This window comes from Mesoflavibacter sp. CH_XMU1422-2 (genome assembly GCF_037029245.1).
GTDB classification, from domain to species: Bacteria; Bacteroidota; Bacteroidia; order Flavobacteriales; family Flavobacteriaceae; genus Mesoflavibacter; species Mesoflavibacter zeaxanthinifaciens.
The window spans coordinates 82,449-106,422 of record NZ_JAYMEE010000006.1; the positions used below are offsets into that span (position 1 = coordinate 82,449).

General features: G+C 32.2%; 19 protein-coding genes. All 19 read right to left on the minus strand.

The genetic code is table 11. From position 1 onward, the window contains the following. Positions 1-3 precede the first annotated feature (3 nt). The gene (gene chrA, locus WA340_RS02185; protein ID WP_225604078.1) at positions 4-1,119 is read right to left on the minus strand and encodes a chromate efflux transporter; all 1,116 of its coding nucleotides are present in this window, start codon (positions 1,117-1,119) and stop codon (positions 4-6) included. Continuing rightward, positions 1,098-1,643 (minus strand): phosphatase PAP2 family protein, encoded by a 546-nt coding sequence (locus WA340_RS02190; RefSeq protein WP_225604077.1) that lies wholly within the window; start codon positions 1,641-1,643, stop codon positions 1,098-1,100. Before WA340_RS02190 ends, chrA begins: the two co-directional genes overlap by 22 nt. Beyond that, complete coding sequence (locus WA340_RS02195) at positions 1,640-2,068, minus strand: DoxX family protein (RefSeq protein ID WP_225604076.1); 429 nt, start codon at positions 2,066-2,068, stop codon at positions 1,640-1,642. Before WA340_RS02195 ends, WA340_RS02190 begins: the two co-directional genes overlap by 4 nt. 1 nt (position 2,069) lies before the next feature. Further along, positions 2,070-2,648: a phosphatase PAP2 family protein gene (locus WA340_RS02200; RefSeq protein ID WP_225604075.1), complete on the minus strand. Its 579-nt coding sequence runs from the start codon at positions 2,646-2,648 to the stop codon at positions 2,070-2,072. Beyond that, complete coding sequence (locus WA340_RS02205) at positions 2,648-3,124, minus strand: hypothetical protein (protein ID WP_336127100.1); 477 nt, start codon at positions 3,122-3,124, stop codon at positions 2,648-2,650. The genes WA340_RS02200 and WA340_RS02205 overlap by 1 nt, the downstream gene beginning before the upstream one ends. A gap of 77 nt (positions 3,125-3,201) precedes the next feature. Further along, entirely contained in the window at positions 3,202-4,014 is an 813-nt protein-coding gene (locus WA340_RS02210) for an AraC family transcriptional regulator (RefSeq protein WP_286493031.1), read from the minus strand. Positions 4,015-4,023: 9 nt separating this feature from the next. Continuing rightward, entirely contained in the window at positions 4,024-6,051 is a 2,028-nt protein-coding gene (locus WA340_RS02215) for a Piwi domain-containing protein (RefSeq protein WP_336127101.1), read from the minus strand. Between the two features lie 26 nt (positions 6,052-6,077). Beyond that, on the minus strand, positions 6,078-9,233 hold the full coding sequence (locus WA340_RS02220) for a type I restriction endonuclease subunit R (RefSeq protein ID WP_336127102.1): 3,156 nt from the start codon (positions 9,231-9,233) through the stop codon (positions 6,078-6,080). After that, on the minus strand, positions 9,230-11,473 hold the full coding sequence (locus tag WA340_RS02225; RefSeq protein ID WP_336127103.1) for a GmrSD restriction endonuclease domain-containing protein: 2,244 nt from the start codon (positions 11,471-11,473) through the stop codon (positions 9,230-9,232). The genes WA340_RS02220 and WA340_RS02225 overlap by 4 nt, the downstream gene beginning before the upstream one ends. After that, positions 11,463-13,298 carry a DUF262 domain-containing protein gene (locus WA340_RS02230; protein WP_336127104.1) on the minus strand — a complete coding sequence of 612 codons (1,836 nt, stop codon included), beginning with the start codon at positions 13,296-13,298 and terminating at the stop codon, positions 11,463-11,465. The genes WA340_RS02225 and WA340_RS02230 overlap by 11 nt, the downstream gene beginning before the upstream one ends. An 18-nt stretch (positions 13,299-13,316) precedes the next feature. Further along, a complete protein-coding gene (locus WA340_RS02235; protein WP_336127105.1) occupies positions 13,317-14,351 on the minus strand; it encodes a virulence RhuM family protein in 1,035 nt (344 codons plus the stop codon). 89 nt (positions 14,352-14,440) lie between these two features. After that, positions 14,441-16,819 (minus strand): AAA family ATPase, encoded by a 2,379-nt coding sequence (locus WA340_RS02240; protein WP_336127106.1) that lies wholly within the window; start codon positions 16,817-16,819, stop codon positions 14,441-14,443. 4 nt (positions 16,820-16,823) lie between these two features. Then, positions 16,824-17,951, minus strand: a complete 1,128-nt coding sequence (locus WA340_RS02245) for a restriction endonuclease subunit S (protein WP_336127107.1) — start codon at positions 17,949-17,951, stop codon at positions 16,824-16,826. Next, positions 17,941-19,506, minus strand: coding sequence for a type I restriction-modification system subunit M (locus tag WA340_RS02250; protein ID WP_336127108.1), 1,566 nt, complete (start codon positions 19,504-19,506; stop codon positions 17,941-17,943). The genes WA340_RS02245 and WA340_RS02250 overlap by 11 nt, the downstream gene beginning before the upstream one ends. Positions 19,507-19,519: 13 nt before the next feature. Further along, positions 19,520-19,813, minus strand: coding sequence for a helix-turn-helix domain-containing protein (locus WA340_RS02255; protein WP_336127109.1), 294 nt, complete (start codon positions 19,811-19,813; stop codon positions 19,520-19,522). A gap of 104 nt (positions 19,814-19,917) precedes the next feature. Next, positions 19,918-22,203 (minus strand): DUF3987 domain-containing protein, encoded by a 2,286-nt coding sequence (locus WA340_RS02260; RefSeq protein ID WP_336127110.1) that lies wholly within the window; start codon positions 22,201-22,203, stop codon positions 19,918-19,920. After that, complete coding sequence (locus WA340_RS02265) at positions 22,193-22,477, minus strand: helix-turn-helix domain-containing protein (protein WP_040280860.1); 285 nt, start codon at positions 22,475-22,477, stop codon at positions 22,193-22,195. Before WA340_RS02265 ends, WA340_RS02260 begins: the two co-directional genes overlap by 11 nt. 2 nt (positions 22,478-22,479) lie before the next feature. After that, a complete protein-coding gene (locus tag WA340_RS02270) occupies positions 22,480-22,782 on the minus strand; it encodes a helix-turn-helix domain-containing protein (RefSeq protein WP_042292012.1) in 303 nt (100 codons plus the stop codon). A 121-nt stretch (positions 22,783-22,903) separates the two neighbouring features. Continuing rightward, positions 22,904-23,974: a DUF6617 family protein gene (locus WA340_RS02275; RefSeq protein WP_336127111.1), complete on the minus strand. Its 1,071-nt coding sequence runs from the start codon at positions 23,972-23,974 to the stop codon at positions 22,904-22,906.

Sequence of the window (23,974 nt, forward strand, 5' to 3'; positions counted from 1 at the left end):
ATTCTATATCAAAGATAAAAAATATCCTATAAGTGAACCACCAATTACAATAAAAGCACTATTTATTTTCTTAAAGACGAAAACAGCTATTAGACTTATAGCGGCAATCAGAATTGTTCTCCAATCAGTCAACGTTTCTTTTCCCATTTCTACACAAACTGCTACGATAACAGCAACTGCTGCAATATTTACCGCATCTAAAAATGCCGAAAATATTTTTGATTTTCGCATTTTTGGAACAAATGGATTTAATATAGAAACAAAGATAAATGATGGAAGAAATATACCAACGGTTGCTGCAATCGCCCCCCAAAAACCGCCTAATTGCCACCCGATAAATGTAGCGGTTGATAAAACTGGGCCAGGTGTAAATTGACCAACAGCCACAGCGTCTATCAATTCTTGACGAGTCAATGTACCTGTAGAAACCAATTCAGCATCTAAAAATGCAAATAATACATAGCCACTACCATAAAGCAAAGCACCTACTTTAAAGAACGTCCATAGAATCTTTAGAGTACTCGGTGTTATAACTACTTGTAATAAAAGAAATGGAGTAAAACTATTTAATGTGTTTTTTGAATTTCTAACAAAGTATAGAATTAAACCTAAAAGACCACAAGCAAACAACGCCAAAATTTCGTGGACACCAAGCAAACAAGCAATCAATGTCAATGCTCCTAAAATACCGAGTTCTACATTTTTGAGTGCTTTTTTTCCAAGTCGGTAAACTGCTCCAAGAATAATGGCAATTACCGCTGGTTTTATTCCATAAATGAAAGGTTCAACTTTTGGAAGTTGTCCGTATTGTTGATATAACCACGCAAAAATCATTGTAATAACAACAGCTGGAAAAACAAAACTAGCACCTGCTACAATCAAGCCTTTCCAACCTGCTCTTTCGTGACCGCAATGCATTGTCATTTCGGTAGAATTAGGTCCTGGAATTAAATTTGTTGCTCCAACTAAATCAAGAAAATGTTGATGACTCATCCATTTTCTTTTTTTAACGACTTCATCTTCCATCATTGCAATATGGGCGGCAGGACCGCCAAAAGCAATGCTTCCTAATTTAAAAAAAAGTTTTGCTACTTCTTTTAAGTTTTTCTTACTATCCATTCTTTTGAAATTGGTTTGATTAATAGACTAAACATAAAACCTATTAAAATTGAAGTTACTATATCAGAGACATAATGAGCACCTAATACCATTCTAGAATAGGCTACTAAAAGAGCCCAAATAAAAATAAGTATCACATAGTATTTTTTTAATGAAAAGAATACCAAGCTAAATGCTAAGGTAAAAGCAATTGAAGTGTGACCTGATGGAAATGAAAAGGTACTTGTTTCATACAATTGAATGATGGCAGGATGTACTACAAATGGACGTGGCCGCTTTACAATATATTTTAAAATTAAACTGAATGTTGAGGAAGCTATAAATATTAATAAAAGGCTGTAGTACTTTATTTGGAATGACTTTACTTTATTTTTAATATAAAATAGACCAATAAAACCTAATATCATAATTGAAATAATGAAGGTATATGAAGAAATCCAATAAAATAATGGATCTAAAAAAACGATTCTATTTGCTTGAATCCATCTTAAAAATTCATAATCGATTTGTAAAAAGAAATTCATTTGGTTTTGTACATATTTTTATCTATCGACCAATTCCCACCGCCCTTAATAATTAAAAATAGACTTCCCCAAAGCATTGCCCAATCAGTTCGACTTCCGTGCATCATTATCCAAAATCCATCATTGGCTAAAATGTCTGATTTTGTTGTAACAATGGCAACCAACATAATTACGAGTGTTAAAACACTTGCCAATCGGGTAAGCAAGCCAAGTAAAATCAACGTGCCACAAACAATTTCAAACGTGCCGACAAATGCACCGAGAAATTCTGGTGATGGAAGTCCGATTTTTTCAAATCGTCCTGCACCCCGAATGGCAGGAAATAGAAATTTTTGAATACCTTCCGATAGAAAAACAGCACCAACCATTAAGCGAATAATGATGGTTGTTTTTGATATATCAGTACTAATTGTTTTTTTAAACATTTTAAGCAATTTTTTTTATCAATATGGGATTATACGTTTTATAAATTCGAGCTACTATCCAAGCTATTGGTATACTTAAAATCGCTGGAACTATTATGTCGGATGGATAATGAACACCAAGATAAACTCTACTAAGGCTTACAAAGATTGCCCAAGGAATAAGCACGTATGGTATCCATTTTAATTTCTCATTAGTCACTAATGTCAAGTAAAATGCTAATGAAAATACATTGGCTGCGTGAGAAGAAATAAAACCGAACTTACCACCTCTATAATCATTTACTAAATGAAGTTTACCTATCAAATAAGGACTATGGCTTGGTCGCAATCTTTCGAAAAATGGTTTAAATATGCCTGAAGCTAATTGGTCACTTATTGTTATCAGTAATGCTATTAACAGAATCATCAATATTGCGTCCCTTTTATATTTCCATATTAACAGAAATGACAATATCATATAAAATGGCAGCCAAGTGAATGTACCTGTTGCAAACCACATTACAGCATCCCAAAATAGATTGTGATTACCATTCAGCCATAATAGAATTTCAATATCTATCTGATTAATAAATTCTATCATTATTTTCTAATTGGTGATTGTCTATAAAGCGGTTTTTTTATAGTAAAGCTTGGCACTTTTTCCATTGCGTGGCAACTAATGCAGTTATTGGTGAAGATTTGGAAATTTTTGTTGAATACAAGGGTATCTCTTTTTTCGAGTGCTTTTTCCATTTCTGGAATTGCAACGGTTAAGAAATGTTCTGCGGATTTTGCACGTTTGGGTCTTCTTTTCAAGCCGTTCTCAATCGCTTTTTTGATTTTTTCAATTTGGTAATCAGCATATTCCCAATTTTCATCTTGTCCTGCCCAATACAGTTCTTGATAGCGGTATCCTGTTTCTACCATTGCCATATCAAAACCCCTAAATTGGTTTTCGATGGTTTCAATTTTTTCTTGTTCCGTACCTTTTATCCAATTTCCTTCTACTATTTGTTGTTGGTTTTCTCGACAAGAAGAAAGTAGAAGTGCTGTGAGAATATATATTAGCCATTTCATATGTTGTGATTTAATTATGGTGTAAAATTATACAACACAAGACTAATAATATGGTCTATTTGAAAAATGTATGGTACTTAATCATTTGCTTTACGAAAAGCAATTGGGGTATCACCTACGTTTCGTTTAAAGTATTTAGTGAAATGAGAATTATCTTTAAAGTCAAGTTTGCCTGCAATTTCACTAACCGTTAAGTCAGTATAAAGCAAAAGGCGTTTAGCTTCGTTAATAATATAATTGGAAATTACCTCAGCAGAAGATTGACCTGATTCTTTTCTGCATATAGCATTTAAGTTTTGTGGAGTGGTATTTAGTAATTTTGCATAATGACTTACCTTGTTTGTAAGTTCATTTTCTTTACTTAAAAGCAAAATAAGTTCTTGATAGATTGAGCTACATTTTATTTTAGGACTACTTACAATTTTCGATTCAAGAAACTTTGCTAACAGAGCTTTTAACAATCCTTCTATAACTTGATGGTTTTTAATTTTTGCACCTTCATATTCCTTTAATAATATATTTGACATATCAATTACTGTGGTATTATTAGGAAATAGACAAGTTAAGGCACTCAGTTCTGAAATTAGCTTTTTAATATCTTTATCTATACAGTTTTCAATAAAGTTTTTTTTAATAATTAAAACAAACCCTTCAGGTTCTGTTTTGATGTCCCAAAAATGAACCTGTTCTTTACGTATATTGAATACTACAGGTGGTTGAATTTTGTATTCTATTGTGTCAATTGTATGTGAACCAGATCCTTTGGTTAAAAAAATGATTTCGAAATAACTGTTATGTTTGTGGGGTGATGTTTTTCTAATATGCTTCTTAAATTTTGCAATTTTAAAAAGGGAAACATCTTTAGCCTTATTTTGTATTTGAATATCCATCTTTATTTACTACAAAAACCAAAGGTTATTTTTACCGAAGTCAGGTAGTTTATCTCCTTCAAAATGAGGGAATATTTGAGCTACCATTTCTGGGTATTTTATGGTTACTGGTAAGTTTTGTTGTTTTACAGATTTCCAATACATTCTGCTGAATTGATATACTTGGTCTATCAACTCTTTTACAATTGCTATATCCTCAAAATAGTCTTGTTCTGTACAATATAGACTTAGTTTTACAGGGAACGGATGGTCTTTTGCAAAACCGTTACTACTGTATTTGGCATTGTTGAATAACAAATATTTTAGATGTGCAATTTCTATGATTGTACCACTTAAAGGCATTAAGGCATCATCATTGGTATCAAACGCTACATAGTCGCTTGATTCTGTTTTATTGATAGTTACTATAACTATTGGAATATCTAATTTTAATCTACCTAAAGTTTTTTGAATTGGGTCTATTTCGTCTTTGCTTATTGGCTTATAGTAGTGAATGATTAGCCTTTCTGCTTTGTTATCATTATCCACAACAAATTTTAAAATCTGTTTTCCTATTGCTCCAGCTATTAAGTCAAATTCATTATCTCTAAAACAATCAAATCCTTTAAACTCTCCTTTGTTATTAAAACAGAATGCACTACCTACAAAACGAGTATTGGTTTCCATTGATTTAAAAGCACCTACACCCACAATTAACTCTTGTTTCAGTTCTCTATCTAAACGCCAAGGAATACCGTCTATTTTAGCTAACAATGCAGGTGTGATATTCTCTAAGAATGCACCAAAATAGGCATTATTGATACTCTCTTTGTAAATTACTTGTGAGGTTATTTCGTGCTTTAAAAGCTCTTCTTTTACTTGATAATATAAGTGTTTGTTATCTTCATCCTCTTTATGTATTGGGCTTACATAAACCGCAACATATCTTGTATTTGGTTGTTTCTCTAAATTGATTAGATGATGTTTGATTTCTTTTATTGCAGTATCAGGACTATCAAATGCTAAACTGGTATCGTTATCCATATAAAATGGTTGACGAATATGTTTTTTTAGTGGTGGAAAGAACGTCTTATATCCTTTTTCAAAATAGTTATATAATTTAACTACATAGTCTGCTCTATCAGGTTTATGGTATATAAAAAAGAACCTTACATTATCGTGTGGACTTGCTTTATAAGGACCAGGGTTTTTCATTCCTGCTTTTGGGTCTATACCTACGCCATCATAAAATCTTAAATTGTTTGAGTGATAATGTGTTTGCAATACTTCATCTTCTGCAATATCAAAAAAGCCATTTTCATCTAATGGAAGTATGGCTCTAAATTCATCTGTATTTAGATAGTTGTTGTAAAAAGTGGTTATGTAATTAAAGTAAGGTTTGTATCTATTGCCTTTTCTTGGTACTGTATGCGGTATTTCTAAATGGTTTTTAAGCGGTATATTTAGTAATGGATATACTTGGTCTAAATGCTGTTTAGCATCTTCTGAAAGGTACTTAAAACGCTGTATTTCTTTATTGTAAACTACTGTTTTGAAATATTCCGTAGAAATGTTGATTTCATCAATGCTTGTGGTAGCAACTTTAGAGGTGCTATCATAAGATAAAAGCAATGCAGGACTTTTGGTTAAACCTGAAAATTCAATTTTTAGGGTGTATTTGTTATAGCTGTTGTATTTGGTTGTTGATGCTTTAGCATCTAATAACCATACTTCTATATCGCCTACATAATTGAATTGTATTGCATCCGAAATATCAATAAAATATTGATATACCAAACGTGTATAAAGATGTTTTGCAAACTTGGTACTGCTGTATAAATCTACTTTTGTTTTGAGTATGCAATCTTCTGTATCTTCAAAATTGGTGTAGTAATATTTATGTTTTACAACTTCTTCTTTTTGATTATCCCATAACTCATTGGGAAGCTCGGTTCTGTGTATAGGGAAATAACCTTCTTTTTTTTCGGTATAAAAACCAAACTCCTTCTGAATAGAAGGGTGTTTGAATGGGATGATATTTATAGTAAGGTTTTTCAAAAGCAATATTTTTTTATAGTTATTTCTTATTTTTTAATGACACGATTCTTTTTAAAGTTTTCTGCCTGTTCAAATATTTCTTTATAAACTTCATCTCTCTGAACTGGTGGATAACCGTGTTCATCTAATAAAAGAATAAGACCAACTTTTAATGCCGATTTTATATCGTCTCTTTTGCTCCAATCTGGAAATTTAGCTTGACCATCAACTAAGTCTTTAACAGATTTAGCTAATTGAATTAATTTGTCCTCAGGATATGAGAAATCATACTTTACACATAATTCCTTTAATATATCATAGAATGCCTTTTCTTCAAAGTCGATTCCTAAATCATCACCTGCTGTAAACTCTTGATGTACTTCCCAAATTAGGTTAGTTAGTTGTTCCGCCATTTCTTCATACACCTCACTTCTTAACACATCATTTTCATCTCTTTCATTATATCGTGTAACCAGAGTTTCCATTTTTTTAGAGAAATCAATACCTTTTACTTTGTTTACTTTTTTCATCTCGCCAATGACACGAGCCAAAAGCTGTTGTAACAGTTTTATTTTAGTGTTAGGTAGTTTTATCTTATCTATTTTTGCTAAATAATCTTCATCAAAAATATCTTGTTCTTTTTCTGTTTCTTCTCCCATTTTAAAAAGTTCTTCTACACCATCACTTTGAAGTGCATTTTTTATCATCTCTCTAACCTTAGCATTCATTTGTGCTGTATCTGGTGCATCTCCTTTGGTGAGTTTAAATACAATAGACCTTACCGCTAAATAAAAGTGTGTGTAATCTCTTTCTGTTTGGGTTAATTGTTCGCTTCCGGCACAAATATCATAAGCTGCTTTTAGCCTTTTGACTAAGCCCATAAAACGAGTTTCTAAATCCTTTGTAAGCTGCACATATTCTGCTGCCATATTCAAGGTATTTAACTGCTCTAAAGAAGAACCATTAAAGTATTTTGAGCTGTCAAATTTGTGAAACAATTTTGATAGCAAGTCTAAGTGATTACGAACTACAATCAATGATTGCTGTATATCTTCAAAGTTATCTCCTTCTCCTTTGGTGTATTTGGCTAAAGCCAAATTCATAGCTTTTTTAATACCTACATAATCTACTACTAAGCCTTTATTCTTGCCTTTAAACTTTCTGTTAACTCTTGAAATTGTTTGAATAAGATTGTGTTGCTGTATTGGCTTATCAATGTAGATACTATCTAAGAAAGGCACATCAAACCCAGTCAACCACATATCTACAACTATAGCAATTTTAAAGTTAGATTTTTCATTTTTAAATTGTCTATCTAATTCTTTTCTATAGTCTTTTGTACCCAATAAATTATACATTTCTTTTGGGTCATCTTTTCCTCTGGTCATTATCATCTTGATACGTTCCATAGGTTTAATTTCTCTTTTGTCCTTATCAGAAAGTACAGCACCTTCTTCCGCTATTTTTACTTCATTCCATTCTGGTCTAAGTGCTATTACATTTTTGTAGAACTCATAGGCAATCTCTCTACTACTGCTTACAAACATTGCCTTTCCTTTTACGGTAGCACCCTCATTTATTCTATTTTCATAATGATTTACAAAGTCTGCTGCTAACTCTTTTAAGCGGTCTGGATCACCCAAGATAGCATTCATATTAGCAGATTGCTTTTTACTCTCTTCTACCTGATATTCGTTTGCACCAGCTTCTTCCGCAACCTGATAATACTCTTCAATTTTTTCTAATTCACTATTATGTAGTGCTATTTTAGCTGCTCTTCCCTCATAAACAATTCTAACAGTGATTTCATCTTTAACAGATTCTGTCATTGTATAAGCATCTACCACTTTACCAAACACATCTAAAGTGGCATCTACTGGTGTGCCTGTAAAACCTACAAAAGTGGCATTAGGCAATGAGTCGTGTAAATACTTAGCAAAACCGAAGGTTTTCTTAACGCCATTTTCTGTAACTCTAATTTTCTGGTCTAAGTTGGTTTGACTTCTATGAGCCTCATCTGAAATACAAATAACATTTGTTCTGTCTGTTAAGAGTTCAGTATCTTCTGTGAACTTATGTATAGTTGTTAAAAAAACACCTCCACTTGCTCTACCTTGTATTAATTCTCTTAATTCTGCTCTACTCTCTACGCTTGTAATTGTGTTGTCTCCAATATAATTTTTAGCGTTAGTAAATTGTCCTGATAATTGGTCGTCTAAATCTGTTCTATCTGTGATTAAAACTATGGTAGGATTTTCAAAATATTCGCTCTTCATTAATATCCTTGACAGAAAAAGCATTGTAAAACTTTTTCCGCATCCTGTAGCACCAAAGTATGTTCCTCCTTTACCATCTCCAGCTGGTTTTTGAGCTACTTTAATATTTTCATATAATGCTTTGGCTGCATAATATTGAGGATAACGACATACTATTTTCTCATCCTTCTTAGAGGTATCTGGAATGTAAATAAAGTTTTGAATAATATCTCTTACACGGTTTTGGTACAACATACCTTGTATAAGCGTAAACATACTATTTATACCGTCTACATCTTTAGCTAAATCAGAAACTCTACGCCAAGCATAGTAAAACTCATAGGCTGCAAAGAATGAACCTGCTTTATTATTGACACCATCACTAATAACACAGAAAGCATTGTATTTAAACAATTCGGGAATATCTCTTTTGTAACGTGTGGTTAATTGAGTATAAGCATTATGAATGGTACAGTTTTCTTGAATAGCGGTTTTAAATTCAAACACTATTACTGGTAATCCATTTATGTAGATAATGCCATCAGGTATTCTTTTTTCTGTACCTACTATTTCAAGTTGATTTACAAATTTGTAGGTGTTATTATTAGCTTCTGAATAGTCTATTAAGTATATCCAAATATCCTTTTGGTTGCGGTCTTCTCTTTTAAAAGTGAAGCCATCTGCCAACCATTGCATAATGGTTTTATTGGTTTCGTATAGGTCTGATGATGATAAGGTTTTTAATTGCAGTACAATAGATTTGGCTTCATTAGTAGTAAGGCCATCATTTTTGTATTGACTTAAAAGAAACGCTATTAAATCTTCTTCTATTAATACTTCTTCTTCATTTCTATTAATGGTGTTGCCTAAAAAATGTGGGTAGCCTTCGTTACCCAATAATTCTATAAATGCTTCCTCTAATTTGGCTTCTGTAAATTTTGTACTCATACGCTTTCAATTATCGAATTAATGCATTCAACTAATTTTACAATCCTATCTTCATTATCTAAACCTTCTTCATTTTGACTTATTTTAAACACACCATTATCATCAATTGTGTTGGTATTTAGTAGCTCTTCTAATATGATATTTTCAACACCTTCAGAATTATGATTTTCAAAAAGAAAATGATTGCTTTTCATATTGATACTAACTGTATTTTTTTTGATTTTTAAGAACAGTAACTCGTTGTAATCTCCAAGTTTTAGCTTTTTACTTTTAATCTGTTTATTTACCTCATAAAAAAACGGACACCAATTAAAGCCATTGAATTGCTTCTGACGCATTTTGTTGAAAACATAATCTTCAAATGAGTAATAATAACCTCTCAAACATTCGTGACGGAAAGATGGGTATTTGATAAAATAATATTTCCAATCTTTACCTTCTTCTTGGTAAGCTGTTATTTCTGTAGCAGTATGTTCTTTTACATCTGTATTTGGATTGGTAACTAAGAAGTCTAAACACTTCATAAGTACAGGACGTGTATGCGAAAAAATATCCTTCTTTTTACCAAAACCAGGTGTTGTAAAGAATTTTCTTATCACTTTTTTGTTTGGTGACAAAATATTGTACCAGCCTTCTTTTCTGTCTTGATTACCACTATCGTGTTGCGTGTAATCGCCAAAACAAAGTAAAAAATTAGCTCTATTAAAGAAATCGTTAATAATCACATCTTCATCAAAGTAATTTAAAAACTGTAATGCTCTGTTTTCTGTGTTTTCGTCAAATTGAAATATAGATATATTACCTCTGAAAATATCACTATCCTCTAATTGATAAAATGCATCAATTGATTCTTGTGTGTTGTAAAAAGTTTCTTTTTCTTTTTCTTCCTGTACTTGGTCTGTTTTAAATCTCTTTAATGTATCAAAATCAAAAGTTAACAAGAAAGATTCCAGCTCAGTAATACTCTCTACCAAAGTTTCTCTACGTAGTTCAAATTCTGAATTAGCAACTAAGTTTCTTACTATTCTTAATTTTCTTGTGAAGTTCTCAGTTTGCTTACTGTTTTGGAATAAATAGCTGTGCAACAACAGTTGTTCTGGTAAAGTGAAACCTCTATCTTTATCATAATATAATAAGCACCTTACTAATAAATTATGCTCTTTGTGAGGGAAGAATAATCTTGTTTTGTCTTTATGAAAACTATCTTTATCATAGTAAAAAGAGTTCTGCCAAAAGTTAGGATTTGTATTCACACTAAGAACCAAACTATCTAAGGTTGAGAAGAGTGCTTTTACATTTTCTTCGTCACCATAAATTGCCTTTAATTCTTTGTTAGATTCTACTGTATCTATATACTTTATATCATTTTTAAGACCTAAAATGTATGTAATAAAATTGAAGAGGTTTAAGAAACTATTATCAACTAAAAGAGCAACATCCTTAATGTCTTTTGCTTCTTCTGTGTTTAATAACAAGTTCCAAATACAGTCAAACCAATCTTGGTCTATTTGTTTTTCAAACTTTTGCTTTAACGTTTTGTCGCTAATGATTTCAGAAAAATTAGCTTTAAAATATTCAAACTCTGTAAGAGGTTTACCTCTTGAGTTCATTTTAATGTACAAATCGTCTGATAATTTAAATTCACTTAACACCAATTGGTACATTACAAATGGGCAATTATCTTCTTTTAAGATGTGCCAAATTGACTCTAAATTGAATTTTGCATAACGAGTTTCTATAGCATCTAATACCACAAGCATAGCTTGAATACTTGGGTCAAAATCCCAAGTCTCAAAGTACCAAGACTGATTTTTAATTTCTTTTGAAATGGTATTATTATCAAATTTTGGCTTAAATGTTATTAGTTTTTTACAAAATATAGTAGTGCTGTGCCTTGTTTCATAAACAAAGTTTTTAAGCATTACTTTATCTTCAGTAAGTACGTTTTCTTTTGATGTTACAAACCAATATAAAAGCCACAATACTGTAAGACGTTGTTGCCCATCTATAGGCGAGAAAACAGGGTTTTCTTCTTGTGTTTTATTACCGTAAATAAAATCTAATTCTAAGTTTTTGGTTATGCCTTCTTCTTTGTTTTTAACAATGGTATCAAAAATAGCATCTAAGAAATCTTTTCTTATTTTACTGGTATTTTTGTCCTTTCTGCCTTGTGCAAAATCTCGTTGAATAATAGGTATTTCAACCTTATTGGCAAGTATGTCTGTAAATTTAAGCTTCATTATGCACTTCAATTTTGTTTAAATAATGGTTTAAGCAATCAGCAATTTGTTCTAAGTAGTTTTCTCTTTCCTCTTTAGACCAGATAGCTGAATGTGCATAGGACTCTTTTTGGTAGTAGTTTAAAAACACTCTTTTTGTTGCAATAGGAATAAATGCACCTTGTTTATCCATCTCAATTATTTTTCTCCTCTTAATTTCGAAAATGGAATTACTTAATGAGATGTTTTCTGTTAAACCTAATAGTGCCAAGTTTTTAATATTATGTAGATACAAATTTTCGTTCTCATCATCTTTTGGAAGAATATCTATAATAGCATCACTTAATACCTGAAACTGGGCATAGGTATATTTTTCTCTATCAATTGTTTTTACAGATTCTATGATTTTTTCTGCTTTCTTAGGATTTGTTGCTATTGAGGGCAGTACTTGAATATGCATATCTAACCAAGAAAACCATTGTTCTTTTTTATTCTCGTTGATACCGATAATATTCTGAGCGTGAATATGCTCTAAACTTTTGTTTATGTTCTTGTAAATTTCAAATGGAAAAAAATCGTTGTTATTATTATTTTTTCGCGTAAGCTCTGTATTTACTAATAGTAGTATCTCAATTAGTTTTTTATGGTCGTTACGATTGTCATAACTTAAATCATCCCAATCATTAGGAATGCTCTGAGCTATTAAATAATTTATTTCCTGCTCAAAAAGGTCTTTATCATTCTCTTTTTTGAGCTTTATAATGTCTTTTATATTCGTGCCAATAGCAATTAAATAACCTACTTTATGGTAATGATTTTTATTTGTGTACCAATAACTTAACGAACGATATACCTCTTCAATACTCAACCATTTCTCCCATAAAGTCGTTGCATTTTCTTTTTCATCAAAAAAATGAATAAAGCTATATAATGGGTCTTTACTATTATCTTTTTTCTGTGTATTTATATCAAACAGATATTCTATTTTGGAAGCATAAGCATCTATTTTTTTGTTGGATATAAATGCCCAAAACTTAGGGTTATTTAAGTTATTCTCTATTTCATCCCAAAGTTGAATAAGTTGGGTTCGTCTTTTTACTTTTTCTTGTTCACCAAACTCCTTAAAACTCTCTTGATTAACAAATTTAGCCTTAATTAATTCTGCACTATTTAAAGGTATTTTACCTCTGTTAAGACGTGTAAAAAGTTCTTCGCTCTTTTGCGTACTGTCATTGATTTCGTACCAGATAATTTGAGTACTCCACTCAGGCATTATTGTTTTGCCATCTTCATCTTTTTTAATACTGGGCAATAAGGTATCTAAAAAGTTATTTTTATCTGAACGTCCTTCTATTTTACCGCTATTTTTAAACCAATCCTTTATGGTATTGTATGCTTTACTTAGGTAGTATAAATCGGGCTTGTTAAGAATCTCTTCTGTTTGATTTAGAAATTGGCGAGTTTCTGGACGTGTTTGGTATTCTATAGTATATATGTCTTGTTTATACTCATCACTTAACTTATCGATACGCAAATGTTCTAAGCGTAAATAAGTAAGTATTCTATGCATAGTGGTTAATCTTTGTTGACCATCTATTAACTCATAACCGTCAATAGTTTCTCCATTTTGTCCTTGCCAAGTTTTTTTTCTAACTACTATAGGCTGTAAGCAATAGAAGGAATTTACTTTTGTAGCATCTTGCCGGTATTCCCATACATCATTAAGTAGCTGACTTACATTATGACTGGTCCATCTATAACCTCTTTGATAATCTGGGATATAAAAATTTAACCCTAACAATTCTGTTATGGTTTTTAGTATGATTTGATTTTCTTGTTTGCTCATTCAGTTTATTTAATTGGGCTACTTTTTACCTTTTTTTAATCCCTTAACCATCTTATCAAAATCAGATTCTATTTTTTGAGTTTTGTTGAATTTATCATATTCTGAAAAGGCTTTATTTTCTGCTTGCTTCTTTGATTTTTTACCCAAGCCCTCTAACACTTTGTATTCGTTAAATGCCAAAAACTTATTTACGCTTAATGCTAATTGCTCCATAGTAAAGGTGTTTTCACGCTCAATTAAACCTTCTATATAATCGAAATAGCCTGTAACTGTTCTTTCCAATTGCTTAATTTCTTTCTCTTGCAGGTAGTTTTTAGCGATACTGGTATCTGATTTTATAACTCTACCATCTGGTGCATTTTTCCAAGTGGTTAAACCCATATTTTCTTTTTTGCTATCTGCTTTTAAGTAGATAATTTCTGCGGCTGTTTTTCCTGTAATGGCGTAATGAAATTTGTTTTGAACAGTAGCATAGAATTTTTTGGTAATGGTAGCTTGTGGGTCGTAATCGATACTACATTCGGCAAAAATATCGGTTACTTGTTGGTAAATTCTGCGTTCGCTGGCACGTATGGAACGCACACGCTCTAATAACTCTTTAAAATAATCTTTACCAAATAGGGTTTTACCTTGTTTTAAGCGTTCGTCATCTATGGTAAATCCTTTTATAATGTATTCCTTTAAAGTTTTGGTTGCCCAAATACGAAACTGTGTAGCTTTGGTAGAATTAACTCGGTAACCTACAGATATAATAGCATCTAAGTTGTAAAATTCTATATTTCGTTTTACCTCTCTTTCTCCCTCTTTTTGAACTTGTGCATATTTTGCACTTGTTGCTGTTTTTTCTAATTCGCCTTCTGTGTATATGTTTTTAAGATGCTTGGTAACTACGGTTCTATCTACTCCAAATAAATCGGCTATTTTTTGTTGTGTTAGCCAAACGGTTTCATTTTGCACATAAATCTCTATTCGTACTTCACCACTTGGTGCGGTGTATAAAATAAAGTCGCTTAGCTCATCACTTGCTTTTATGTTTTTGTCTTTTTCTTTCATTCACATAAGTTTTATAGTTTGTTGAGTAGTGCTTTGTGTTCTATGAGGTTGGTTTCTGTCATTATAATCTTAATTCGTTTACAATAATTTTAATGTTCATACGTATTGTGAGAAAAATTATAGAGATACGTCATCATTTCACTAGCAAAACTCCTTATATCTTCCTCATTACTACTTGTGAAAATATGATTATCGCCATTTAGTGTGGTTCTAAACTCGTGAAATTTGGCTCTTACTACATCATCATCTGAAAAGATTTGGTCTATCTTATCACTGAGATTAGGGCAGGAAACACCATTTTGTTCAAATTCTCTTAATTTTCCAAAATAAAAGTGAGGGAAGTATTGACTTTCTAAAAACGTTCTTAGATACGACCTTATATCATCTTCACTTTCTCTATTAATAAACTTATATATTTTTGTAGCAACTCTTTCATAGGTAGTTTCTGTAAACGTTCTACCTTCTATACGCCTTAAATAACTTGTGTTATTATTTTGAGCAATCTCTATGAATGCTATTGCAAAATCATCATTCATCCCTCTCTCAAGAAAGTTTTTAATAAAATGAGAATAGTGAGTCAAGACAATTATTTGACGAACATCTCTCAAGGTTGCCTTAATACGATTTATTGATTTTATTATTCGGTTGTCATCAAAACTTGTAACAGGGTCATCTAAAACGATAATAACATTTTGCTTTTGTTCAGGTGTTAAAAAATCTAACTTAGCCCAAAATAAAGAGAGAGCCAATGCCCGTTTATCAGATTCACTAAATACTTTGGTAATGTTGGAGTCGTTTATTTCAACATCTTTGAACTTTACTTTTAAAGAATAAACAGGTTGGTGTCCACGATTGTCCGTTCCTCTTTCAAGTGTGAAGTTTTCGCTACCGAACTGCTTAAAGTGAAAATCAATTCGATCATAGAACCTATCGAGGTATTGGTTTTGATTTTCAGATAATGCTTGTTCGCTTGCAGTTATTCTACCATCAATAACTGTTATTTCTCGTTGTTCTCTTTGATATAAAACGCAAGCATCATTTTGTTCAACTCTTGCAATTGCTCTTTTTTTAGTTTCAATTTCAGTTTGTAATTCAGAAATCCTAGTTCTTATTTGCGTTAAGTTACGATAGGGTTCTTTAAACAAGCGTATTGCTTCCCGAATACTATCATTGGTTTCAGAAATTAAAGATAAGTTTCTTTGATAATTAATGTAATTTCCTAAAAGGTCAGAAAAATCAATTGATTGAAGAATTTCGTGCGGCTTTCTTTCTTTTATATTGAATGCTTGCTCTACCTGTTGGGCAAATTGTTTTGATAAAACATTAAGGTCTGTCTCATTCGCTGAAACTATTAACTCATTCAACCGAGAAACTAAAGCTGTAAAAGCATCTGTATTTATTAACTGAGCATATTGTGCAAGTAGAGTTTGTTTTGTTGCAACCGTATTCAATGAACTGTAGTTCAATTCTTGCCATTGACTATTTAAATTATTAATCGTATTCGATATATCAGAAATATAGTTGCGGTATGCCTCATTAAAATACGAGTGATATGCATTGATTAAATCGGCTGCGGATTCTAAAGATTGACCACAGAATAAGCAGTTACTAGAGTCTGATTTTCGAGTGTCTAACCCCTTTTTTATCCATTGTTCTGCATTTTCGGTTATTTCAAAATTATTTTGAATATGCTCCTGAAGCTTTGCAATTGCAACAGAACTAATCTCATTAAATTCTCTTTGTAATAAATCATTTGTTTGATTTACTAGCTCTTGAACATTTGTTAGTGTAATATTGAACTGGGAAATATCTTCAATTGATAGTATTTCTCTAGGTTTTTCAAGTCTTTGCTGTTCTTGTTTGAGCTTTTGTTCTAAATCAATTAATTGCTGTTTTGTCTCTTCAAGGTTAATTGAAGCTGGGTCGATAGATAAAAAAGGTAGAAACTCTTCATTTGCCTTATCTTTTAAATATGCTGGCAAAACATTAGAAAGGCCTCTTCTTTTACCTCTTAAAACTCTTTTATCCTCTGCGATTTGTGTTGCTAATTGAACCCCTTGCTGACCAAGAACAAATCTTGTGAAATTCTCCTTATTCTGCCGTTCAATAGAGAGTCCTGTAAACAAATTTTTATGTGTGAAATCAGAGCCGAAAATATGAAGGTCATTATTTGAGTTCAATTGTGTCCAAGAATCGTTAGAAAAAGTACACGGTAGCTGCTTATTAGCATTATGAGGTTTAACTGAAATTCTTACATTCTGATTTGAACTAACAATAGGAATCGACTTACGAGATGTAATTAAGGATGACTCATTTTCTTTGAGTGAAGAGAGTATATCTGTTAATGTGGTTTTTCCTTTTGTGTTACGCCCATAAATAAATGTCAGTTTTTCAAATTGAATTGAACCACCTCTAGAAAAGTCTCGAAATGTACCAACATTAGTGATGTTATTTATTTGTTTAATCATAATCTTAACCTTCTACTGTTTCACATTCCATACTCTCAACAACACCTCTCATTAATACTGGACAAATAGGTTTTATACTTGCTTTTAGTTGCTCATTAATACGCTTACGAGCTTCTAAGGTGTGATATATTGTAACTATGGCTTCTTGTATTTTTATATCTGGTATAGGTAGTTTTACGCTACACATATCATCCCAATCAAAAGTTTCTCTTGCACTTCCCCAAGAATGAAAACGAGCATATCTATCAAATTCTGCACGTTTAAAAAACAGGAATAAATATTCAGGTATTAAAACAGATTCATCTATAACTTCAAAAACTGTATAAATTGAAGAAACAATACAATCTTCTGCGTCATTCATTGCTAATGCAATTTTTTCCCCTCTTCTTGATGTATCTGCTACATAAACAAACTGACCATTCCTTACTATTTTATACTTATTAAACTTAACACCTGTAGTATTAGCTTTTGAGTTTATCAATTTTTTAGAAGTTGAAACACCTTGTAAAAAAGTTATTTCTAAATCTGTATTTCTTTCATCTGCTTGCTGTATGTATGTACCAAGCGTTTTTGCAGGTTCGTTGATTATTAAATCCTCAATGTAGGTGTCGCATATTAACTGCAAATCCTCTAAACTATTTTCATAGGTTTTTTGGTTGGCTAATATGCCATTGTAGAGAGCTACATATTTACGTTGTTCGTCTATGTGTGGTATTGGGATTTCAATATCTGAAAGTCTATCATAATCTAAGCTTGCTCTAACACTACTATCGCTAATAAACCATCCATATCTATCAGATTCTGGTCTTTGAAACCACATCATCATATATTCAGGCAGTAATTCTTCAATATCTTTTGATTCTATAACAGAATAGGCAGGTGAAATTATAGCAGGTTCATCTTCAGCATATAATGCTAACCGAATAGTTTCATCTCTACCAACCTGCATTGCAGAATAAGCAAACTGACCTTTTTGAATGATTTTATATTTAGATAAATCTGTACCAGAAACATTAGCCACAGAAGGCATAAAATTTTTAGTAATATTGATTCCCAAAAGATTTGTAACCGCCAAATCTACATTACGGTTATCCACTAATTGTATGTAATCGCCTAATCTTTTATAACTCATATCCTAATGTTTTAAAGGCGTTTATGAGTTGGTCTTGACTTTGTTTTTCTTCTTTTAGTAATTCTTTAAAGTCTGTTTGAATACGCTTCATTTCGGTATCAAAATCTATACTGCTATCTGCATCTACAAACTCTATGTATTTACTTGGTACTAAAGAAAAGTCGTTCTCTTTTAAAGTATCAAAATCTACCGATTGGCAGAACTCTGGAATATTTTTATAGGTGGTTTCCCAATCTTTTTGTTGCCAGTTGTGATAATGACCTGCAACTTTGCTAATATCCTCTTCTGTAAGCTGTACGAACTTCTTTTCGTATTCACTTCCCCAACGTCTTAAATCCATAAATAGGACTTCTTTTTCTCTGTTACGGTAGTTTTTAGCTTGGTCGTTTATAGTGGCTGTACGCTCTTTTTTATTTCTATTAATAATCCAAAGTGTTACACTAATATCTGTGGTGTAAAACGTATCACGAGGAATAATGATAACTGCTTCTATGAGGTTGTTTTCGATTAGTTTTTTACGGATTTTGTATTCTTCACTACCACCAGACAATGCACCATTTGCCAATATAAAACCTGCTACACCATTTTCTGAAAGTTTAGATACCATATTTAATATCCAACCATAATTGGCGTTACTTTTTGGTGGTACATCATAACCTTTCCATCTTGGGTCGTCTATGAGTTCATTTTCTCCTCTCCAATCTTTTTGATTGAAAGGTGGGTTTGCCATTATAAAATCGGCTTTTAAATCTTTGTGTTGGTCATTAGAAAAAGTATCTGCGTGTTTCTCTCCTAAATTGGCTGATATACCTCTAATAGCTAAATTCATTTTAGCCAATTTATAAGTAGTAGGCGAGGATTCCTGACCGTAAATAGATACTTCTTTTTTACTTCCTTGATGACTTTCTATAAACTTAATAGACTGAACAAACATACCACCAGAACCACAAGCAGGGTCATAGATAATACCTTTGTATGGCTCTATTAATTCTGCCATAAGGTTTACAATGGTTTTAGGGGTGTAAAATTCTCCTTTTCCTTTCCCTTCTTTTATAGCGAACTTTCGTAAAAAGTATTCATAAACACGTCCTATAATATCTTGTTCTTCATCTTCTAAAGTGTTTATCTCATTAATCTTATCTACTAAGGATGCTAATTTGGTTCTGTCTAAACCTAAACGAGAAAAGTAATTGTCTGGTAACGCTCCTTTAAGTGCAGGATTGTTTTTTTCTATAGTATGTAACGCAGTATCAATCTTTAATGCTAAATCGTTCTGTTTTGCATTTTTACTGATGTACGTCCAACGTGATATTTCTTCTAAAAAGAAGACGTTTTTCATATTGTAGAAATCTTTCATCTCTACATACTTCTCTTTGCCTTCTGCTATCAATTCAGCTTTACGCTCTTCAAACTTATCGCTTGCAAACTTTAAGAAAATAAGCCCTAATACTACGTGTTTGTATTCTGATGGGTCAACCGAACCTCTTAACTTATCACACGATTGCCAAAGTGTTTCTTCTATTGATTTAGTAGTTTCTACTTTCTTCTTAGCCATATATAGGGTCTGATTATTTTTTGATTGATTTTAATTCCTTTTCTGCAATTTGCAGAGCTTGTAATGCCTGTTCTTCATTTTCTACTAACTGAAATACTTGGTCTGCTAACCATAGTGAAAACAGTTCGTTATAGTCAAGTTTGAAAAGTTTTGCTAAAGGTTCTATATGTTCACGTTTAGCGGTTTTTTCTCCTCTTTCTATTTTACTAAGCATTGCGGTATCAATGTCTAACTCTGCGGATAAGTGCCTGAGTAGCATTTCTTGTTCTTCTCTTTTAGACCGTATTAAGTCTCCAAACTTATTCATCCTTTGCTTATTTGTGTTAATTGCATTTGTCAAATATAGACAAATAAAAAATAAACAAGAACAAAAACCACAAGAAGAATTTAAAAAAGTGCAAAGGTTGCAAACTACAGCTTGTCTGTAGTTTTTTGATAGTGTCCGTAACTGGGTTGCGAGAGATGTGAACCTAATAAGGATTTGAGCAAATTATCAATAGAACGGTCCTTGAGTTGGTATTTCTTTCCTATGATGATGGCTTCTTCACGTTTGAAGTTTTGCGGTAAGGCTTCAAAAAATTTCTTTTTATTATTAGCACCTTTAAAAATGCCTGTTTCTTCTTTTTTTGGTAGGTTGTTGTACATTAACAAACTATGTTCCAGATAGACATTTGCAATCATTAATGCCATTTCAAAATCTTCATCCGTACACGTAATATTTTCGGTACAATCGCCATTATCAAATTTGCGAAGCGTGGATAATATCATACAAATACGATATAGAATTAAACCCAAACGTTTTACTACGCTTCCAGCTTCTTCTGCTGTAAAGGTGGTTACTTCTGTCAACCATTGTTGCCCTGTATAATTAACCGTTTGCCATTGTTCTTTGGACAAGTGTATTTGCGTTGGATTTGCTTCTAAGAAGTGAATCATTTCCAAAACATTCTGCGATAAGACTTCAAAATGGTCGTTTAAATTTAAGGTATTGCCGAAAGGTGATACATCTTTCCAAAGTTGCTCCACCTTAAACGTATAGAATAAAAAACGACTGAATAAACCATCTTCTGCGGATGCAATGATGTTGGCTACTTGACCAGGAGTTCCTGATAAAGCAACAGATATTTTAGGCTCTTTGATAATAACATATTCATTGTCGGTTTTTCTTGACACAGAAATCGTTTCAGAATGAAACGCTTTTCTTAGCATATCGGAATATCCGCCCCAATCTTGCTTAAAAACTGCTCCCATACTATCAGCTTCTGTTTCGCAAATAATTCCTTTACCTTCATTTTGTTGTATGTGTTGTAAGATAGCTGCATAAGACGTATTGGCAGGAATGAACACCACTTTATAAGGTGGTTTTACAGGCTCTTCTGGAGTTTCTGTGTCGTCTTTCTTTCGGTTACGTTGTTCTACCTTGTATTGGGCTAATTCAGCTACATAAATGGACTTATCTTGATTGCTTTGTGCTAATACACTTTCTTGATATGGGTCTGCTAATATTTTGGCAAATTTTAAAGCACCTTTTCCGCTTGCTGCTGGAGCTATGATAAAAGAAAACAGATTTGGAAAAACAGTCTGTTGAGCATAAACGCCCGATACATTAGGTAAACAACCGCTAAGAATAGACAATGCACCAGTAAAAAAAACATCACGTTCTCTTGGGTCTGTAAATGCCATTGTGCCTTTTCTTAATATCTCTGGTAGATTATCAAATAATTGCTCGTCAAAAGTGGGTGTGTTTTTTAGATAATCTTCATTGTTTACTATCTCAGTTGGTTGTATTGTTTTCTTATGACTTGGATAGCTCGCAAATTGTATAGCGTTGTTATCATACGCTGATTTTACTGATGCTTTTATTTCATCTTTGTTTAGGTCATAAGTATTTAGAATAAGATGCAAAGTATCATCATACACGATTCCTCTCCTGTTGCAATTACAAGCCAATTGATATATGAAATTGTTTCGGTTGCCGTCTGTATAGCTTTCTTTGTTTTCGGTGAATGTGATACACTCGGTAAAGATTTCTGAACTATTACTGTTTTCATTATTGCTAAGATTTTGGGTTACTACTTTTTTGGGTGCTGTTGGTGTGATAGGTTGTAAAATCGTTTCGGTTTTAACCTTGAACTTTTGGTTTTGAATGTTCTTATATCCATCAGGGTCGTAAGACACAAAACACAACCTTGTTATATCTTTGCATTTTGGGTCTGCTTCAATACCCACTTCTTTTTCATAAAACGCTTGCACTTGTGCATAAGCGGTTTTATGCTGTTCCATAGTAGAATCTACTTCAATAAAAACTTTTAGGCCATTACCGCTTGGGCTTGTGAAACAAGCAAAAGTGAAAGGAATGGATTGTATTTTCTGTTTTGCTTCTTGAAGCTCGTCTGGTTCTAACTTATCAAAATCTAAGTGTACAAATCCGCTGTACATTTTAAAGTACTCCATTTTACGACCGCCTTCAAAAGTTGCTGACGGTGTAAAGGCTACTAATTCTTTTTTGAATTGGTCTGCTCGTTCTGGTTTACCCATTCCAATAGCCATACGGATAGCTTCAATAGGTTCTTTGTATTTACCCTCAATAACATCCTTTACTATCAGTAGTAAGGCTTTATTTTCTATGGGTTGATTGAAATTTTTATATATAGTTGATGATGCCATTTTAGAAGTATTTATGTGATTATTTTCCATTGATAGGTGCTTTAAAATTTTGGTCTAACAATTGGAGTATGTCTGATAAGCGGTAATAGATTTTGTACCCAATTTGGCAATAGCCTATGAGTCCGCTATCTCGCCAATATTGAGCGGTTCGCTTACTAACATTCATTATCTGTAGAAACTCTTGGGTGTCGAAAAACACTTGGTCAGGATTGCTTCTTTGCTTATCTTTAAGCATAAGCGTTAGTTCTGATAGTCTATCGTCTATCTGTTCTAACTTTTCGTCTAAAGGATGATAAAAGCCCATATCTAACTGCGTTTGTTTTGAATTAGATAATTGGCTGCTGCTTTTTCGATTTCGTCCGTAGAAGATTGACGGTTACGTTGTAACCATTCGTCTAACTCGGTACGATTGAAATAGAGTTTTTTACCTTGTGGGCAGAAATGCGGAACGGATTTCTGACTGGTAAGTTTGTAGAGATGCGAAGCACTTATATCTAAATAGCTACAAGCATCATTGAAGTTTAATACTTCTTTCTTTAAGAGGTTTTGTTCCTCAATCTTTTGCTCAAGTCTGTTGAGCTTTTCTAAAATTAAATTTTCGTTACTCATTGTGTTACGATTTAAAAGGTTTAACAATCATTTCTGACCGCTAAACTATTTCGTAACACTCTGGTAATCAGTTAGACGCTAACATCTAACTACTATATCTAACACATCTAACTGTTTTTATTTACAGATGGCTGAAAATGTTGTCTATATCTTCTTTTTTATAGGGTTGTTTTTGGTTTGCATTGTATAGACTTCCTTTTGAAATTGCATTCCCTTTTTTAGAATGAAATAACTTTGATTTGTCTATTGTGGTAGCTGTAAAATTTGAGAATGAGAGTTCTAATTTCTTCACTATGTATGCAAATTCTAATGTTTCACATCCTAAATAAATTTGTGGAGCACCCAGTTTTAAATCTTTACTTGTTAATACAGACAATAATTCTTCAACTGTTGATTTATCCTCATTTAAGAGTTCCATATCACGATTAAGCAAAAAGAGTACCGATTTTAGCTTTGTTGTATCTCCAGTAAATCCAAATGAGAAACGAGTATCTTTTTCAAACTTATAATTATCAATACCTAAAAGAATATTATTTACTGTTTGAAATTCAGGAGTTGTTTTGTCAATCTCTATATCTGGAATGGGTTGTTGTAATAGTTCTCCGTAAAGCTCATTTTTGTTTGACGGTAATTCCGAAAGGAATTGAGGATATAACTTTTCGGTTTCCTTTAGAAAACGAATTACGTTAGTAATGAGTTGCGGAATAACATAAGCTGTCAAGTCGGTTTGCTTAAAACTGTCTTGATCTGTTCCTATTCTTAATAATAAGTCTTTGCAGGATTTCACTACATTTTGAACTATCTCTTTTTTCTGAATTTCTCCAATGTCTTTATTTACACATTTAAAAACTCTGTCTGATAGTCTTGTAGCTTCATTTAATAGCAAGTAATGATAAAACCTTTGTGTTGCTGTGGTTGGTTCAGCTAATTGGATTTCAACCAATGGATACAGAATATCGTGTTGAATATTTGTATCAGGTTGCAAAAGATATATTTCCAAACCATCTTCTTTGAATAGATTAGGCTTGTTTTTGTGGATTTCTTTTAACGCTTTGTAATACTCATTTATAGTATGTTTTGGCTGTATAAATTTTGCAGACAAATTTTGTCTGTAAAACTTTTCATTGACTGCATCACTTGCCCAAGGTTTTAGGTCGCCATAAATGATGCTTTTAAAAATAGTTAGTTCCAT